We start from the raw sequence: 16,593 nt of genomic DNA, 5'->3' as shown, positions 1-16,593 counted from the left end.
CCGGCCAGGTGGTGGTGGTCTCGCTCACGGTTTCTTCCGCTTCCTGGATGCTCGCGGCATCCGATCCATGCAAGTGAATGTATCTCGTACAACGTGGCCACGTCCAGGTTATTCCCGGTCGTGTGGTGCGGTAACGAACGGCAACAACCGCGTCGCCCGAATACTCGACTGCCTATCCTCGGGGGATGCCGGAGCTGAACCTGCCTGTCCTCGACCTGTCCCTCCTGACGCAGGGGCCGGAGGCCGCCGCCCGCTTCCGCGACGAACTGCGTCGCGCCACCCACGACGTCGGGTTCTTCTACCTCGTCGGCACCGACATTCCCGCCGGGCTCGAAAGCCGGCTGCACGAGACCGCGCGCGCCTTCTTCGCGCTGCCCGAGGCGGACAAGCTCGCCATCGAGAACGTCGGCAGCCCTCACTTCCGCGGCTACACCCGCATCGGCGGCGAGCGCACGCACGGGGCGATCGACTGGCGCGAGCAGATCGACATCGGACCCGAACGGGATGCCGTGGCCGACCTCGCCGCGCCCGACTTCGCCCGACTCATCGGGCCCAACCTGTGGCCGTCGGCCCTTCCCGAGCTGCGCGACGTCACCGACCGGTGGCAGACCCACCTCACCGGCGTCGCACGCCGGCTGCTACGTGCGTGGGCGCTCGCGCTCGGCGCCGAGGAGAGCTACTTCGACGAGCACTTCGGAGAGCCGTCGACACTGCTCAAGATCGTCCGATACCCCGGCACCGACGCTCCCAAACCACAGCAGGGAGTGGGTGCGCATAAGGACTCGGGGGTCCTCACTCTGCTGTGGGTGGAGCCGGGCAAGGGCGGCCTTCAGGTCGAGCGCGACGGGGCGTGGGTCGACGCGCCGCCTGTTCCGGGGGCCTTCGTCGTCAATATCGGGGAGATGCTCGAATACGCCACACAGGGCTACCTGCTGGCCACGAACCACCGCGTCGTCTCGCCGCGGCTTCCCGACGACCGGATCTCGGTGCCGTTCTTCTTCAACCCGGCCCTCGACAGCCGCCTCCCTCTCCTCGACCTGCCCGCCGAGCTCGCGGCTCAGGCGCGCGGGATCACTCAAGACCCGACCAACCCGATCCACGCGCTCTACGGCGAGAACGCGCTCAAGTCGCGCCTGCGCGCCCACCCCGACGTCGCGGAGCGGTGGCACGCCGATCTCCTCGCCGCGCGGGCCTGACCGGCATCCGCTCGGTGCGGCAATGACGAAGGCCGCCCCACACCTGGGGCGGCCTTCTCAAGAATGTTCTGCGCGATTGAACGCTGCTCGCAATGCTTAGCGGCGGAGTCCGAGACGCTCGATCAGCGAACGGTATCGCGTGATGTCGATGTCCTGGAGGTAGCCGAGCAGACGACGGCGCTGACCGACGAGCAGGAACAGCCCACGACGCGAGTGGTGGTCGTGCTTGTGCTCCTTGAGGTGCTCGGTGAGGTCCTTGATGCGCTGCGTCAGCATCGCGACCTGCACCTCGGGGGATCCGGTGTCACCGGGGTGCGTCGCGTACTCTTCGATGATCGCCTTCTTGACGTCTGCTTCCAGTGCCATAGGTGATCCCCTCTCTCTTCGTTGCGCGGCGCCCGACGCCTGATGCGTGGGCTCTCTTTATCCGCGGCCGATCGAACGGCAACCTGACGAGTCTACCAGCGATTAGGCTCGATCCGTGCCGTCCCTCCGCCCTTCTGCGACCGACCGCTCCCCCGTCGACGCGCGGCGATGATGGCCCGATTGACCCGGGACTCCTTCCTCGACCTGCGACCGTTCCGCCACAGTCCCGCGTTCGCTCGGATGTGGATCGGCTCGACCCTCGCGGGACTCGGCGGACAGCTCACCGTGGTCGCCGTCATGCTGCACATGTTCGCCCTCACGGGCTCGACCTTCGCGGTCGCGATGATCGCGGTCGCCGGACTGCTCCCGATGGTCGTGGCGGGACTGTACGGCGGCATGCTCGCCGACGCGTTCGACCGGCGCCGCGTCGCGCTGATCGCCGCGTCGGTGACGTTCGCCTCCACGCTCGTGCTCGCCGTCCTCGCCTGGACCGCGCAGGAGACCGTCTGGTGGCTCTACGCGCTCAGCATCATCAACTCGGCGGCGAACTCCATCGTGATGGCGGCGCGGCAGTCGATCGTGCCGCGGCTGCTCCCCCGCGAGCTGCTTCCGGCAGCATCGGCGCTGGGCGGCATCACCATGGGGATCATGGTCATGGGCGGGCCGGCCCTGGCGGGGGTGCTCGTCGCCTTCACCGGCTACGCCTGGACCTATTCGATCGACGTCGTGCTCATGCTGGCCAACTTCCTCGGCCTGTGGACGCTGCCGGCGATCCTCCCCGAGGGCACGGTCGTGCGCCCGGGGTGGGCGTCACTCAAGGACGGCTGGCGGTTCCTGCGTCGAGCCTCGAACATCCGGCTGCAGTTCCTGCTCGATGTCATCGCGATGACGTTCGGGCAGCCGATCGCGCTCTTTCCCGCACTGGGCACGGTCGTGCTCGGCGGCGGGGCGATCACGACGGGGATGCTCACCGCGTCGATCGCCGCGGGCGCATTCCTCTCCAGCGTGTTCTCCGGGCCGGTGGGACGCGTGCGGCATCAAGGCCTCGGCATCCAGCGAGCGATCACCGCTTACGGGGTATCGATCGCCCTGTTCGGAATCGCCGTCCTCGCCGGGTCGCTGGGGCTGTTCGCGCCGGCACCCGTCGACGCCTCGCACGCCAACATCGCGGTGATCGCCGTCGCGATGGTCGCTCTGGCGGGCGCGGGCGCGGCGGACAACGTGAGCTCGATCTTCCGGAACACGATGGTGCAGGCGGCCGTTCCGGATGCCATCCGCGGCCGGCTCCAGGGGATCTTCATCGTCGTCGTCGCCGGCGGACCTCGACTCGGATCGCTGTACGCGGGATCGCTCGCGACGATCGCGGCACTGTGGTTCCCGCCACTGCTGGGCGGCATCCTCATCGTCGTGCTCGTGGGCGTGCTCGTGCGACTCAGCCCTCGGTTCCGCGCCTACGACGCGCTGGAACCGGCACCCTGACGCGGACCGCGCCAGCCGTCAGTACTTCGACGGGACGCCCAGGTACTCGTCGAGCGTGAGCGCGTTCTTGTAGAGGTGCGTCGCGACCTCGAGTCCGACGTGGCGCAGATGCCACGGTTCGTACGAGTATCCCGTGACGGACGTCTTGCCCTTCGGGTAGCGCACGATGAAGCCGTAGCGATGCGCGTTCTTGGCGACCCACCGACCTGCGCGCGAGTCGCCCCACGCCTGCGAGATGGAGTTGACATCGATGGCGAGCCCGGTCTGGTGCTCGCTGTGACCCGGACGCGCCGAGCGCTTCTCCGCCATCTCGAATCCGTACTGACGGATCTTCGAGGCGTAGACCGACTTCTGCGACGCGTAGGAACGGAACCCGGAGATGATCCAGAGGGAGACGCCGTCTCGAGCCGCCGCCGCGCGCATCTTCGAGAACGCGGAGGTGAGTTCGGGTCGCAGCCCGTTGCCGAAGGTCGACGGCAACGGGAGCGACTTGTTCACGATCAGGATGTCGCGGATGTACATCGGTTTGTTCGGGGAGACGGTGCGCACGGTCGGAGAGCCGGCCGCCTTCCACTGCGTGCGAGTGACCGGCGTGAGGTAGCCCTTCGAGCGGTGGTAGATCGTAGTCCCGATGGAGAGACGCACGAAGGAGTCACCCGGGACACGGGGGCGCACCTCCGCCTTCGGCTTGCCGATCTTGGCGTACTGGGCGGACGTCAGACGCACGACCTGATCGACGGAGCGGTCGCCCTTCTTGTGCGGCCAGGTGATGAGCGCGTGCACCGGACTGTACGACGTCTTGACGTAGACGGTGGGTGCGATCGCGACGCGCGGCCGACCGGCCGCAGCGTACTGCGTCGACGACACCGCGCGCTTGGTCCCGCTCGACGAGACGAAGTAGATGTTCGACGACCACTTCGCGCGGTAGTACCCGCCGTAGACGATCTTCAGCGCGGGAGACCCTGCGGCACGGTACTGCGAGGCAGTGAGTTTGTGTCGAATCCCGTCGGGAGTGCGAACGTAGCGGTCGGTGGAACTCGATGCGTATCGCGAGTACGTCGAGGTCGGTACGTGCGGGACCGTCGACACACGCGGCGTGCCGGCCGCGCGATACTGCGTCGCGGTGAGCGTGCGCACGCGATCGACCGCCGTGTCGCCGGCGCGCTGCGGAAACACGATGAGCGCGTACCGCGAGTCGGACCACGAGGTCTTGACGAACCGCACCGGGGCGGCCTTCTTGGCGGCACCGGTGGCTTTCCACGCGGCCTGCGAGATCTCCTTGACCGTGCCGTTGGTCCACGACTGGTAGACGGTCGTCGTCCACGGGAGCGAGTAGTAGCCGTACACGGTCGGCGCGGGAGCGGGCGTCGGGCTCGGGCTCGCCGTGGGACTGGGCGTGGGCGTCGGCGAGCCCGTCGGGGCCGGGCTCTCGTCGGGGGCAATGGTCTCCGTGACGCTCGGCGACGGAACGGGCTCGCCGTCGTCGGCGGCGGCGGGCGGGACGAGCGAGAGCGCGACGATCAACGCCGTGCCGACGGCGAGAAGGCGCCCGCGAACGGTCATCGTCATGATCGTGCTCCCCAGACTGTGGCGCCAGACTACACGATGCCCTGGTCGGCGAAGGAAAACGGGGTGGATGCCGGTCGGCATCCACCCCGTCTCAGGTCTGATGTCAGGCCTGGAGCGACCCCTGCAGGTCGAGCGTGATGGTGACGTCCTTGCCCACGAGGACGCCGCCGGTCTCGAGCGCTGCGTTCCAGGTCAGGCCGAAGTCCTCGCGGTCGATGACCGTCTTCGCGGTCGCGCCCGCCTTGTAGTTGCCCCACGGGTCGGTGCCGAAGCCGCCGAACTCGAGCTCGAACGTCGCGGGCTTCGTGGTGCCGCGGATCGTGAGGTCGCCGTCGACGAGGAAGTCGCCGCCCTCGTAGCGCACACCGGTGGAGACGAAGTCGAGCGTCGGGTAGTTCTCCGTGTCGAAGAAGTCGCCGGAGCGGAGGTGGTTGTCACGCCCCTCGTCCTTCGTGTCGATGGACGCGACGTCCACCGAAGCCTCGACGCGAGCCTCGAGCGGGTTCTCGGGAGCGACGATCGTGGCGTTCTTCAGGCCGAAGGAGCCGCGCACCTTCGAGATCATCATGTGGCGAACGCTGAACGAGACCTCGCTGTGGGCGGGGTCGAGCACCCAGGTGCCCGTCTTGTATCCGGGAATCTCGATCGTGGCGGTGGAGTCGGTCATGTCATTCCTTCGTGTCGGTCGCCGCTCTGTGCGGCAGGCATGACTGGTCCAACAGCAGGCGTGAGCGAATCTATTCCCGCGCATGCAAAACTTTGTGGCGCGTTCCCCGCGGGGGCGCCTGAGCGGCACGCGTTCGCGGTCCCGCGTGCACGAATCGCGGAGATGTACCCGATCGCGGATGCCGCAAGTCCGAGGCATCCGCGATTGTGCACATCTCCGCGATTCTGCGCGCCCACGATCCGCGCGGGCGGGAAAAGCAGGAGGGGCGGATGCCGTGGCATCCACCCCTCCGCGGGTACGCGTGACTCAGCCGACCGCGAGGAGGTCGATGATGAAGACGAGCGTCTTGCCGCCGAGGAAGTGGCCGCCCGCGGGACCGTAGGCCAGGTGCGGCGGGATGACGAGCTCGCGGCGTCCGCCGACCTTCATGCCCGGGATGCCGTCCTGCCAGCCCTGGATGAGTCCACGCAGCGGGAACTGGATGCTCTCGCCGCGACCCCACGAAGAGTCGAACTCCTCGCCGGAGTCGTACTCGACACCGGCGTAGTGGACGGTCACGGTGTCGCCGGGCTTCGCCTCGGCACCCTCGCCCACGATGAGGTCGCGGATGACGAGGTCAGAGGGAGCGGGCCCTTCGGGCGCGTCGAACTCGGGCTTGGTGCGGTCGTCAGTCATGCGTCCATCCAAGCACGTCGTCGTGCGTCGCGGTGCCCCACCGGCCTCGCCAGCGGGTCCCTTGACAGCGCCGCGAGGGCATGGGGACAATGGGAGAAGACCAACTCAGCGCTCGGTAGACACGCAGGCATCGCCGCGGCACCGGGCGCTGAGTCTGTGCGGGGCACCCCGCGGTGGCTCGTCGAAGCGACGCAGCCGAGGGTCCGCTCAGGGCGTGAGGAGCCGGGACCGCGCGGCGATCGTGCGAGCCAGGTACACCCGCTCGTCGTCGGCAGCGGCAGCATCCCTTCCCGTGAGCGCCCGCTGGCGCGCGGCGGCGAGCGCTGTCGCCTCGGTGATGAAGTCCGACATGAGCGCACGGCGGTCTCCCGCAAGGGTCCTCGCCCAGGCCAGCGCGTGACGACGCCCCCGACGCGTCGCGAGCATCTCCACCTCTCCCGAGCTGAACCACCCCGCGGCCGCGTACTCGCCCAGGCGCGCGCGGGTGAGGCGCGCCTCTTCTCGCCGCAGCAGGAGCACGCCCGCGACGAAGGCGAGGAAGAGCGGGATCTGAAGCGTCACGTACAGCGCGAAGAAGTCGGCGAAGACGGCCGAGCCGTTCCAGATCGCGTGGAGGACGATCGCTCCGATGAGCCCCAATGCCCACGGACCGAGGGCTGCGGCCGTCGTCGCGCCGTCACGTGCGGCCCGTCCGAGGGCGTAACCGGTGACGGCGGTGAACATGACGTGCGCGAAGGGCGAGAGGATGCCGCGGAGCACGAACGTGAAGGTGACCTCCGTCACGCCGCCCTCGATGAGGCTGGTGGCGAAGTAGAGGATGTTCTCGGTGAAGGCGAACCCTGCCCCGACGAGCGCGCCGTAGACGACGCCGTCGACGGGACCGTCGAAGGCACGTCGGCCGAAGATGAAGATGAGGAGCACGCCGATGCCCTTGGCGACCTCCTCGACGACGGGCGCCTGCACGACCGACGAGAACGCATCGCCCACGTCGGGATCGACGATCACCATCGCCGGTGCCAGCGCGAGGTCGACGAGAAGCGAGAGCGCAACGGCCGCGACAGCTCCCCACGCGACGGCGGCGATCACGAGACCCCGCGGTTCGGGTTCCCACCGGTCGACGATGCGGACGGCCAGGAGTACGCCCGCCAGCGGGATCAGCGCGAGCACGCCGCCGATCGCCGGCGCGGCGACCCCGAGGAAGGAGACCACGTAGGCGACGAGGCCGAGAGCGAGCACGACCAGCAGCGCGAAGAGCCACACCGGCGCCGTGCGTCCCCGGCGAACCGGCACCGGAAGGGCCGCGGCGGATGCCGTCGAGGCGACGACTGCGGGCGTTCCGTGCGGAGGCTGGGCGAACGGCGACGGGTAGGCCATGCCCTCAGCCTAGAGTCGGCTGCCGGTGCGCGAACGAACCGGATCGGACGACGGGCCGGAGCGCCCCTCCCCCCGGTCGGAAGAACCGCCGGGTAGCCTGGGGGGATGCGCTTCGCCCACGTGACCTCGGCCGCGTCCGACGATCCGCGGCTGGCCGTCGTCGATGACGGTCGTGCCCTGCCCGTCGCGGCACTCTTCGACGGTGCACCCGACGACCTCCAGACCCTCATCGAGGGCGGCTCCGACCTGCTCCAGCGCGTGCGCGACGCCGCCGCCGGAGCGACGGAATGGATGCCGCTGGACGGCCTCGGGTTCGCCACGGCGGTCAATCGGCCGCCCGTCGTCCTCGCGGTGGGACTGAACTACGCGGCGCACTCCAGCGAGCTGGGTCTGAAGGCCGACAAGGCCCCCACGGTGTTCGTCCTGTGGCCGGGCTCGCTCACCGGCCACGACGCGACCACCAGCTGGCCTCGATCCCTCAGCGAATCGGTCGACTACGAGGCGGAGCTGGGCGTCGTCATCGGCTCCCCCGCGAAAGACGTCGCCGAAGCCGACGCGCTCTCGTACGTGTGGGGCTACACGGTGGTCAACGACATCACCGCGCGTGACATCCAGTTCTCGGAGGCGCAGTGGTCGCGCTGCAAGTCGTTCGACGGCTTCACGCCCACGGGTCCTGTCGTCGTGACCGCCGACGAGATCGACGATCCGCAGGACCTCCACATCTGGGCGGTGGTCGACGGACAGACGGTGCAGGATGCCACGACGGGTCAGATGATCCGGTCTGTGGCGACGCTGGTCTCGCATCTGTCGCAGTCCGCGACGCTCCTGCCGGGCACCCTCATCTCGACGGGGAGTCCCGGCGGAGCGGGATACTCGCGGGACCCTCAGATCTTCCTCCGCGACCGCTCGACGGTCACGGTCGGCATCGACGGCATCGGTTCCCTGACCACCCACTGTCGAATTCTCGGCTGAACGGCGGACGAACGACGACGGGGGCGGTGCCACACGGCACCGCCCCCGTCGCATAGCGGCTCAGTAGTCGGTCGTGACCTGGCTGCAGGGCACCTCGACGCCCCAGAGCGTGACGACCGCCGACGGATCGGCCGCGCACGTCGCCGCCGCCGAGAACGTAGGCAGCAGGAAGGCGAAGAACAGGATCGCGCCGACGATCATCAGCACGACGCTGATGATGATGGCGGCCAGGGCGAAGCCGTTGCTGCGGCCCGCCTTGCGGCTCTGGACGAGCGCGACGATGCCGAGGATCAGTGCGAGCAGCTGGAAGAAGAACGACAGCACGAAGGCGATGATGCCCATCGTCTTGCCGGGAACGGGTCCTGCCGGTGCGACTGCCGGTCCGCCGGCGTTGTACGCGGGCGCTGCCGGCGGCGCGGCCGGGTAGGCAGGGGTCTCGTAGGCCGGCGGCTGCTGCGGGTTCTGCGGGTCGGTCATGCGGATCTCCTCACGTGGCCGGACGTCCCGGCATGGTGACGTTATCGGCATCCGCCCGTCGGAGCAAAGGGCCGCGCCGTCAGCCGCCCACCACGTTCTCTGCCGGCTGGATGACCGGGATGGCCTGCGTGATCGCCTCGAGACCCGACAGACGCGCCGGGGAGAGCTGCTTGTCGACCTCTTCCCGAGACATCAGTCCGGCCTCCACCACGAGGTCGCCCACGTTGCGGTGCGTCAGCAGCGCCGTCTTGGCCAGGGCTGCGGAGGCCGCGTATCCGATGAACGGCGTCAGCGCGGTGACGACACCCACCGACGCCCCCACCATGGCTCCGAGGCGGTCACGATTGGCGGTGATGCCGTCGACGCAGTTGATGCGCAGCGTGCGCATGGCGCGACGCATCCAGGTGATCGACTGGAAGATCGAGTGCGCGATGACCGGCTCGAACGCATTGAGCTGCAGCTGCCCGCCCTCGACGGCCATCGTGACCGTGAGGTCGGCACCGGCTACGGCGAAGGCCACCTGGTTGACGACCTCCGGGACGACCGGATTCACCTTTCCGGGCATGATGCTCGACCCTGCCTGGCGTGCGGGGAGGTTGATCTCCCCGAGACCGGCCTGCGGGCCGGACGAGAGCAGCCGCAGGTCGTTGCAGATCTTCGAGAGCTTGATCGCGTTGCGCTTGAGCGACGAGGAGAACGACATGAACGAGCCGGTGTCGCTCGTGGCCTCCACGAGATCGTCCGCGGTGGCCAGGTCGAGACCCGTGATCTCGCGCAGGTGCCGCAGGACGGCGGATGCATAGCCCGGGTGGGTCGTGATCCCCGTCCCGATGGCCGTGGCGCCCATGTTGATCTCGTACAGCAGATAGGCGTTCTCGGTGAGTCGCTGGTGGTCGTAGCCGAGCGTCGTCGCGAACCCGTGGAACTCCTGCCCCAGCGTCATCGGCACGGCATCCTGCAGCTGGGTGCGGCCGATCTTGAGGATGTCGTGGAACTCGACCGCCTTCGCGAGGAAGGACTCCCGGAGGAGGTCCAGTTCCTCGAGGAGGGTGAGGAGATCGAGGCTCAGGCCGATCTTCACCGCGGTGGGGTACACGTCGTTGGTGGACTGGCTGCGGTTGGTGTGGTCGATCGGCGACAGGTAGGCGTAATCACCCTTCTCGCGTCCCGCCATCTCGAGGGCAACGTTGGTGATGACCTCGTTCGCGTTCATGTTTGTCGACGTGCCGGCGCCGCCCTGGATGACGCCCACGACGAACTGATCGTGGAACTCGCCGTCGATGACGCGTTGCGCCGCACGGTCGATGAGGTCGGCGCGCTCCGGATCGAGCACCCCGATCTCGAGGTTGGCCCGTGCGGATGCCTGCTTGACCATCGCGAGGGCCTTCACCAGGTCTTTGTAGACCGAGATGGGGCGCTGGGAGATCGGGAAGTTCTCGAGGGCCCTCGCGGTGTGGATGCCCCAGTAGGCATCTGCGGGGATCTCGAGAGATCCGAGGGAATCGGATTCGGTGCGCGTCGTTGCGTCCAGAGCCATGTGTGGAGTCCTTGTGGGTCTCGGTGGGGGTTGGCGGATCGCCATCGAGCCTAGCCCGACGAGCGGAAGGCGACGATGTACGTGGTGTACATCGTCGCCTCCCACATGTACGACGCGGCGCTCAGCGGTTGAGCGGCGACATGTCGGCGTAGCGGTCGCCCACCGGCTCTTCCAAGGCTCCGAGCCGCTCAAGCTGCTCCGGCGACAGCACGAGCGCGTCCGCTCCGACGTTCTCCTCGAGTCTCTCCACACGGCGGGTGCCGGGAATCGGAGCAATGTCGTCGCCCTGCGCGAGCAGCCACGCCAGGGCTACCTGCGCGGGCGTCGCATCCACCTCCGCCGCGACGGCCTCCACGTCGGCGACGAGTCGGAGATTCTGCGCGAGAGCGTCGGCGGCGAACCTCGGGTTCGAGCGGCGGAAGTCGCCTTCGGCGAGCTGGTCGGCGGAGCGGATCGTCCCCGTGAGGAACCCGCGCCCGAGCGGCGAGTAAGGGACGAAGGTGATGCCGAGCTCACGCAGGGCCGGCAGGAGCTCCGTCTCGGGGTCGCGACTCCACAGGGAGTACTCGGTCTGCACGGCCGTCACGGGGTGCACGGCGTGCGCGCGACGAATCGTCGATACTGCCGCCTCCGACAACCCGTAGCCGCGGATCTTCCCCTCCTGCACGAGCTCGGCGAGCGCACCCACCGTGTCTTCGATGGGAGTCGCGGGGTCCATCCGGTGCTGGTAGTACAGGTCGATGTGGTCCGTGCCGAGACGGCGCAGCGAACCCTCGACGGAGAGCCGGACATTGGCGGGCGAACCGTCGAGCCCGTTCACGTCACCGGCCGTGTGACGGATCGTTCCGAACTTCGTCGCGATGACCGCGTCGTCCCGCCGCCCGGCGAGCGCACGCCCCAGCAGTTCCTCGTTCGCGTACGGGCCGTAGATCTCCGCCGTGTCGAGGAAGTTGACGCCGAGTTCCAGCGCGCGGTGGATGGTCCGCACGCCACCCTCGTCGTCTTCGCCGGCTCCCGCGTAGAAGGCGCTGATGCCCATCAGTCCGAGGCCCAACCGACCGATGTGGGGACCGTCCTGTCCCAACCGGATCTTCTTCATGCGTTCTTCTCCTTCTGCCGATACACGGCGATCTTGTAGTCGATGGCGGCGAGGCTCGCCGTGATCTCTTCGAGCTGCGCGAGCACCCCGATGCGGTGGCGCAGCAGGAGCTCCAGCCGTTCGTCGACGGTGTCCTCCCCCGCACGCACGAGCTCGGTGTAAGCCCGCACGGTGGCGATCGGCATCCCGGTCGAGCGCAGTCGCGTGAGGAACTGCACCCACGCGATGTCCGCGTCGCTGTAGCGGCGGTGGGTCGAGGATGCGCGGTCGACGGGTGAGAGCATGAGTCCGGCCCGCTCGTAGTAGCGCAGGGTGTGCGTCGACAGTCCCGTTGCGGCGGCGGCATCCGAGATCGAGAGTCCTTCGCGGAGCATGGTCATGACGCCACGGTAGAACTTCGAGCGCACTCGAAGTCAACCCCACCCCCTTGCGACCCGGCTAGCGTGGAAGGATGCCGCTCGCCTCGCGTACCGCCGCCCGCCCGCCCCGCCCCGTCCTCACGCTCGAGGTCGTGGCCGCGCACCGGCTGACGCCTCACCTCGCGCGAGTGACCCTCGGTGGAGACGGCTTCTCGCAGTTCGAGGACCGCACCGAGACCGACAAGTACGTCAAGCTCCGCTTCACCTCCCCCGACGGGATGCCGGTGACGCGCACGTACACGGTGCGACGCGTGGATCACGCCACCCGCACGCTCGACATCGACTTCGTCCTCCACGGTGACGAGGGACTCGCCGGACCGTGGGCCGCGCGGGCCGTTCCCGGCCAGACGATCGATCTGATCGGCCCCGGTGGCGGCTACGCGCCGCGAGCGGATGCCGATGCCCACCTGTTGCTCGGCGACCTGGCCGCCGTCCCGGCGATCGCCGCGGCGCTGGAGGCCCTCCCCGCGGACGCCATCGGGCATGTCCTCATCGAGATCGACGCGGCAGACGCCGAGTTCCCGCTGTCGGCGCCCGCCGGTGTGACGGTCACGTGGGTCGTCGACCCCACGCACGACGTCGAACTGCTGGCATCCCGCCTGCGCGCCCTGGACTGGCCGGAAGGCGACGTGCAGGTCTTCGCGCACGGCGAGCGGGAGTCGATGAAGGCGCTGCGCCGCGTGCTGTTCGACGAGCGCGGCCTCGACCGCGCGCAGGTGTCGCTGTCGGGCTATTGGGCGCGGGGGCGCACGGAGGACCGCTTCCAGGCGGAGAAGCGCGAGCCGATCGGTCGGATTCTCTGAAGCACCTCTCGCCCCAGCCCTTCACGCGCTGGGGAACTCACGCCGCGGGAACGCCGACCATCTCGGCGCTGCGATCCCACAGGGTGGACGCGAGGTGCGCGTCGGCGGCTCGCGGGTGGGGCTTCGCCGGGCGGTTCCGCTCGTAGTAGGCACCCGGCGTCCAGTCCCGACCGGGCACGCCGAGAGCCAGCCACGTCAGGCGCGCCCCTCCGACATCGACCGATGTGAGCAGGCGACGTGAGAGGGGGTTCGTGTACAGCCAGCGCCACGGCCCTCGGGAGTCCGCGGCGAAACCGCTCGCGATCACCCCCGGATGGAACGCGACGGCCGATACCCCCGGACGGGTCGCCGATGCGCCATGCCGACGCTGCAGCTCCACCGTGAAGAGGATGTTCGCGAGCTTCGCGTTGCCGTATGCCGTCGTCCGCGAGAACCGACGGGCGCCGTCGAAGTCGTCGACGTCGAACCGCGAGAAGCGCTGCGCGGCCGCACTGGAGGTCTGGATGACCGACGCTCCGCTCTCGGTCAGGAGATCCTGCAGCAGCGCGGTCAGGAGGAAGGGGGCGAGGTGGTTCACCTGGAACGTGCGCTCATGCCCGTCGATCGTGAGCGTGCGTTCGCCGAAGATCCCGCCCGCGTTGTTCGCGAGCACGTCGATCCGCGGGTGGTGGGTCCGCACGTCGGCGGCGAGAGCGCGCACCTGGTCGAGGTCGGCGAAGTCCGCGACGTATCGCGGCGCTTCGAGCGCATCGGCGACGCGCGCGGTCTTGACGGGATCGCGCCCGACGATGATGACCTGCTCCCCCGCGTCGTGCAGCTGACGCGCGGCGGCGGCACCGATACCGTCACTCGCACCGGTGAGGAGGATCGTGCGACTCACGGGCCCACCGTCCGCCGCGCGCGGAGCGTTCTCACCGCAGCCGCAAGGAGGCGCCAGCCCACCACGAAGAGCAGCAGCGTCAGGGTGGCGACGACGATGAACGCGAACGCCGTGCCCTGACCACTCGCGGCGCGCAGGAGCATGCCGCCGGTCACCGTCACCAGCCAGACGACGGTGCCCGTCCGCCACGGCGCGAGGGGGTCACGCCACGCGCGCGCCAGCAGCCAGCCGAGGCCGAGCGCCACCAGGAACGGCCATGCCGTCTGCGCGAGACCCGGGAGCACTGCCGACTCGTGGCTCGCACGGCCGACGGCGGCGAACGTCGTCACGAGCACGGCATCCGCCACGAGCGCGACCGCCGCGCGGCCCTTCACGCGCCCGCCTTCCGTGAGAACGCGTCGAGGCGCTCCTCCGGGGTGAGCGCGGCCATCGCCGCCACCCATTCCGGCGAGAAGTACTCTCCCGTGGGCGCCTCGACGACCGGCACCACCGTGTGGGTCACGGCGTCGTCGTACACGTGGACGAGGTGGAACGACTGACCGGCATCCATCCCGTTCACCGACGCGGGAGGCCGCTGCAGGTTCATCGTGTAGCAGGTGGCAGCCGCGACACTCACCGGGATACCTCCGAAGGTGCCGCTCATCGAATAGTGCAGGTGGCCCGCGAGGATCGTGCGGACGTCGGAGCCGGCGAGCACCTCGGCGAACTCGGCCTGATGACGCAACTCGAGGATGTCGAAGAACGGGATGTGACTGGGAAGCGGAGGGTGATGCATCGCGAGGATCGTCCCGAGCGGTGCAGGCTCGGCCAGCACGTCGCGCAGCCACGCCAGCTGGGCCTCGTCGAGGTCGCCGTGGTGCCATCCCGGCACCGTGGAGTCGAGCACGACGAGGCGGAGCCCGTCGAGATCGAGGACCTGGGTGATGGGCTCCTCGGTCGCCGGCGATCCGAACAGGCCCGCCCGCATCGCGGGACGCTCGTCGTGGTTTCCGGCCACCCATACGACGGGCGCGTCGAGACGGGCGGCGAACGGCTCGACGGCGTCTCGCAGTGCGCGGTACGCGTCGGGCTCACCCAGGTCGGTGAGATCGCCCGTGAAGACGATCGCGTCGGGACGGACGCCACTGCGCTCCACGGCGGCGAGGGTCGCGTCGAGGTTCGCCGCGGTGTCGTAGCTGCCGCCGAGCGGACGGTTGCCCGCCAACAGGTGGGTGTCGCTCAGGTGCACGACGGTGCGACGGGCGGGCGGGTGCAGACCGAACTGCACGGGGGCGACATCCATGTCCGTCAGCCTACGCGGCGGCGCCGACGGTCCCGGCCGAGCTCACCGAGCCATCGGTTACCGCGAGCGGCGACGCGAAGTCAGTGGAGGACGAGCAGGAGGAGTCCGCCGAGGACGGCGAGCGCCGACACCGCGAAGGAGGCGTAGGCCGCGACCAGCGCGAGCGTCTTCTGCCCCTCCGTCAGCGGACTCTTCTTCGCGGCCTTCGCGGCAGCCTTGGCCGCACGGTGGGCTTCCTTCTCCGTGATGATCGTGATCGCGTCGGTGAACTCTGCGGGGGCGACGACCGGCGCGCGACCGGCGCGCACGAGCAGTCGCAGGCCGAGCGCATAGAAGCCGACGACGAGTGCCGCGCCGGCCAGCGCGGCCGCGAACACCTCGAGGAAGGCGAACCAGTCGATCGCGACGCTCACTTGTTCTTCCCCTTGGACTTCGTTCCGGCCTGACGTGCACGATCGGCCGCGCGCCGTTCATCGGCGGCCTTCTTGGCATCCGCCTTCGCCTTGGCCTTGCGGGCCGCCTTGTCCCGCGCCTCCTGCTCGGCCCTCAGCCGCGCCTGCTCACGCAGGATCGCGCGCTGACGACGCGTGGGCGGCGGGTTGCGCTTGACCTTGACGGCGTGCCCGGAGTCGGCGACCTCGCTCATCGCGTTGCCCGCGTGAACGGCGTCGAGGCGGGAACGCCAGAAGATCGCGAAGATGATGACCACGGCGATCACCGCCCCCACCAGCACGCCCCAGATCGGGCCCAGCCACACGACGATGAGGGCTGCGAGCGCCCCGACGGCGCCCGCGGCCGGCAGCGTGAGGAGCCAGCCGATGGCGATGCGGCCCACCGTGCGCCAGCGCACCGTGGACCCGCGGCGACCGAGACCCGAGCCGATGACGGACCCGGACGCGACCTGCGTGGTCGAGAGCGCGAAGCCGAAGAAGCTCGACGCCAGGATCGTCGAGGCGGTCGACGACTCGGCGGAGAAGCCCTGAGCGGGCTTGACGTCGGTGAGGCCCTTGCCGAGCGTGCGGATGATGCGCCACCCGCCCATGTACGTGCCGAGGGCGATCGTGAACGCACACGCGAAGATCACCCAGAACTGCGGGTCGGCGTGCTCGCGGTCCTGCAGGCCGGCCGTGATGAGGGCGAGGGTAATGACGCCCATCGTCTTCTGCGCGTCGTTGGTGCCGTGCGCGAGGGCCACGAGGGACGACGTGAAGATCTGCCCCCAGCGGAAGCCGTCGCGACCGTCGGGCTTGTTGTCGTAGCGACGCGTCGCGGCGTAGGCGACCTTCGTCACGACGAAGGCGATCACGCCCGCCGTGAAGGGCGCGATGACGGCGGGGAGGACGACCTTGCTCAGCACGACACCGAAGTCGATCGCGGCGGCGCTGGCACCGACGAGGGTCGCGCCGATGAGACCGCCGAACAGCGCGTGCGACGAGCTCGACGGCAGGCCGAGGAGCCACGTGAGCATGTTCCACGTGATGGCGCCGATGAGGCCCGCGAAGATGATGGGCAGGAACGTGCCGGGATCGATGCCCGACTCGTTGATCATGCCGTGCGAGATCGTCTTGGACACCTCGGTCGACAGGAACGCACCCACCAGGTTCAGCACGGCAGCAAGAAGCACCGCGACCTTGGGCTTGAGAGCCCCCGTCGCGATCGGCGTCGCCATGGCGTTGGCCGTGTCGTGGAATCCGTTGGTGAAGTCGAAGAACAGGGCCAGTGCGATCACCAGCACCACGATGAATACTGCGGCTTCCACAGTTCGCTTTCCGTAGGAGATTGTGTGGGGATGCCGACA

Annotated in this window: 18 protein-coding genes; 4 read left to right on the top strand and 14 right to left on the bottom strand. The window is 69.1% G+C overall.

What is annotated here, in order from left to right:
• Window positions 1–185 precede the first annotated feature (185 nt).
• Window positions 186–1,196 (top strand): isopenicillin N synthase family dioxygenase, encoded by a 1,011-nt coding sequence (locus ACSQ18_RS04460; protein WP_436035961.1) that lies wholly within the window; start codon window positions 186–188, stop codon window positions 1,194–1,196.
• A gap of 96 nt (window positions 1,197–1,292) precedes the next feature.
• Here ACSQ18_RS04460 and rpsO read toward each other — a convergent pair whose 3' ends face one another.
• Entirely contained in the window at window positions 1,293–1,562 is a 270-nt protein-coding gene (gene rpsO / locus ACSQ18_RS04455; RefSeq protein ID WP_144807495.1) for a 30S ribosomal protein S15, read from the bottom strand.
• A 171-nt stretch (window positions 1,563–1,733) separates the two neighbouring features.
• Between rpsO and ACSQ18_RS04450 the strand changes: the two genes are divergently transcribed.
• The gene (locus tag ACSQ18_RS04450) at window positions 1,734–3,041 is read left to right on the top strand and encodes an MFS transporter (protein ID WP_436035960.1); all 1,308 of its coding nucleotides are present in this window, start codon (window positions 1,734–1,736) and stop codon (window positions 3,039–3,041) included.
• An 18-nt stretch (window positions 3,042–3,059) separates the two neighbouring features.
• On the opposite strand, the gene ACSQ18_RS04445 is transcribed toward ACSQ18_RS04450, so the two are convergent.
• The 4 genes from ACSQ18_RS04445 to ACSQ18_RS04430 form a co-directional block, all read right to left on the bottom strand.
• On the bottom strand, window positions 3,060–4,610 hold the full coding sequence (locus tag ACSQ18_RS04445) for a M15 family metallopeptidase (protein WP_436035959.1): 1,551 nt from the start codon (window positions 4,608–4,610) through the stop codon (window positions 3,060–3,062).
• 103 nt (window positions 4,611–4,713) lie between these two features.
• The gene (locus ACSQ18_RS04440; RefSeq protein ID WP_144807492.1) at window positions 4,714–5,277 is read right to left on the bottom strand and encodes a YceI family protein; all 564 of its coding nucleotides are present in this window, start codon (window positions 5,275–5,277) and stop codon (window positions 4,714–4,716) included.
• Between the two features lie 306 nt (window positions 5,278–5,583).
• A complete protein-coding gene (locus tag ACSQ18_RS04435; protein WP_144807491.1) occupies window positions 5,584–5,952 on the bottom strand; it encodes an FKBP-type peptidyl-prolyl cis-trans isomerase in 369 nt (122 codons plus the stop codon).
• 207 nt (window positions 5,953–6,159) lie between these two features.
• Complete coding sequence (locus tag ACSQ18_RS04430; RefSeq protein WP_436035958.1) at window positions 6,160–7,326, bottom strand: PrsW family intramembrane metalloprotease; 1,167 nt, start codon at window positions 7,324–7,326, stop codon at window positions 6,160–6,162.
• A gap of 105 nt (window positions 7,327–7,431) precedes the next feature.
• Between ACSQ18_RS04430 and ACSQ18_RS04425 the strand changes: the two genes are divergently transcribed.
• A complete protein-coding gene (locus tag ACSQ18_RS04425; protein WP_436035957.1) occupies window positions 7,432–8,298 on the top strand; it encodes a fumarylacetoacetate hydrolase family protein in 867 nt (288 codons plus the stop codon).
• 60 nt (window positions 8,299–8,358) lie between these two features.
• Here ACSQ18_RS04425 and ACSQ18_RS04420 read toward each other — a convergent pair whose 3' ends face one another.
• The 4 genes from ACSQ18_RS04420 to ACSQ18_RS04405 form a co-directional block, all read right to left on the bottom strand.
• Window positions 8,359–8,775: a DUF4190 domain-containing protein gene (locus tag ACSQ18_RS04420; protein WP_436035956.1), complete on the bottom strand. Its 417-nt coding sequence runs from the start codon at window positions 8,773–8,775 to the stop codon at window positions 8,359–8,361.
• A 79-nt stretch (window positions 8,776–8,854) separates the two neighbouring features.
• Window positions 8,855–10,312 carry an aspartate ammonia-lyase gene (locus ACSQ18_RS04415; RefSeq protein WP_436035955.1) on the bottom strand — a complete coding sequence of 486 codons (1,458 nt, stop codon included), beginning with the start codon at window positions 10,310–10,312 and terminating at the stop codon, window positions 8,855–8,857.
• Window positions 10,313–10,433: 121 nt separating this feature from the next.
• Window positions 10,434–11,411, bottom strand: a complete 978-nt coding sequence (locus tag ACSQ18_RS04410) for an aldo/keto reductase (protein WP_436035954.1) — start codon at window positions 11,409–11,411, stop codon at window positions 10,434–10,436.
• On the bottom strand, window positions 11,408–11,791 hold the full coding sequence (locus ACSQ18_RS04405; protein ID WP_436035953.1) for a MerR family transcriptional regulator: 384 nt from the start codon (window positions 11,789–11,791) through the stop codon (window positions 11,408–11,410). Before ACSQ18_RS04405 ends, ACSQ18_RS04410 begins: the two co-directional genes overlap by 4 nt.
• Before the next feature lie 71 nt (window positions 11,792–11,862).
• On the opposite strand from ACSQ18_RS04405, the gene ACSQ18_RS04400 reads away from it, so the two are divergent.
• A complete protein-coding gene (locus ACSQ18_RS04400; RefSeq protein ID WP_436035952.1) occupies window positions 11,863–12,633 on the top strand; it encodes a siderophore-interacting protein in 771 nt (256 codons plus the stop codon).
• 37 nt (window positions 12,634–12,670) lie between these two features.
• Here the strand turns inward: ACSQ18_RS04400 and ACSQ18_RS04395 are convergent, their stop codons facing one another.
• The 5 genes from ACSQ18_RS04395 to ACSQ18_RS04375 all read right to left on the bottom strand — a co-directional run bounded on the left by ACSQ18_RS04395 (window position 12,671) and on the right by ACSQ18_RS04375 (window position 16,554).
• Window positions 12,671–13,513 carry an SDR family NAD(P)-dependent oxidoreductase gene (locus tag ACSQ18_RS04395; protein ID WP_436035950.1) on the bottom strand — a complete coding sequence of 281 codons (843 nt, stop codon included), beginning with the start codon at window positions 13,511–13,513 and terminating at the stop codon, window positions 12,671–12,673.
• The gene (locus ACSQ18_RS04390) at window positions 13,510–13,887 is read right to left on the bottom strand and encodes a DUF3054 domain-containing protein (protein ID WP_436035949.1); all 378 of its coding nucleotides are present in this window, start codon (window positions 13,885–13,887) and stop codon (window positions 13,510–13,512) included. The genes ACSQ18_RS04395 and ACSQ18_RS04390 overlap by 4 nt, the downstream gene beginning before the upstream one ends.
• Entirely contained in the window at window positions 13,884–14,795 is a 912-nt protein-coding gene (locus tag ACSQ18_RS04385; protein WP_436035948.1) for a phosphodiesterase, read from the bottom strand. Before ACSQ18_RS04385 ends, ACSQ18_RS04390 begins: the two co-directional genes overlap by 4 nt.
• 80 nt (window positions 14,796–14,875) lie before the next feature.
• Window positions 14,876–15,208 (bottom strand): peptidase, encoded by a 333-nt coding sequence (locus ACSQ18_RS04380; protein WP_436035947.1) that lies wholly within the window; start codon window positions 15,206–15,208, stop codon window positions 14,876–14,878.
• A complete protein-coding gene (locus ACSQ18_RS04375; protein WP_436035946.1) occupies window positions 15,205–16,554 on the bottom strand; it encodes an anion permease in 1,350 nt (449 codons plus the stop codon). Before ACSQ18_RS04375 ends, ACSQ18_RS04380 begins: the two co-directional genes overlap by 4 nt.
• Window positions 16,555–16,593 lie beyond the last annotated feature (39 nt).

This window comes from Microbacterium sp. LjRoot45, from assembly GCF_964253325.1.
Taxonomy (GTDB): Bacteria; Actinomycetota; Actinomycetes; order Actinomycetales; family Microbacteriaceae; genus Microbacterium.
Note: the sequence above shows the minus strand (reverse complement) of the source record. Positions and strands in the feature narration are given on the sequence as shown.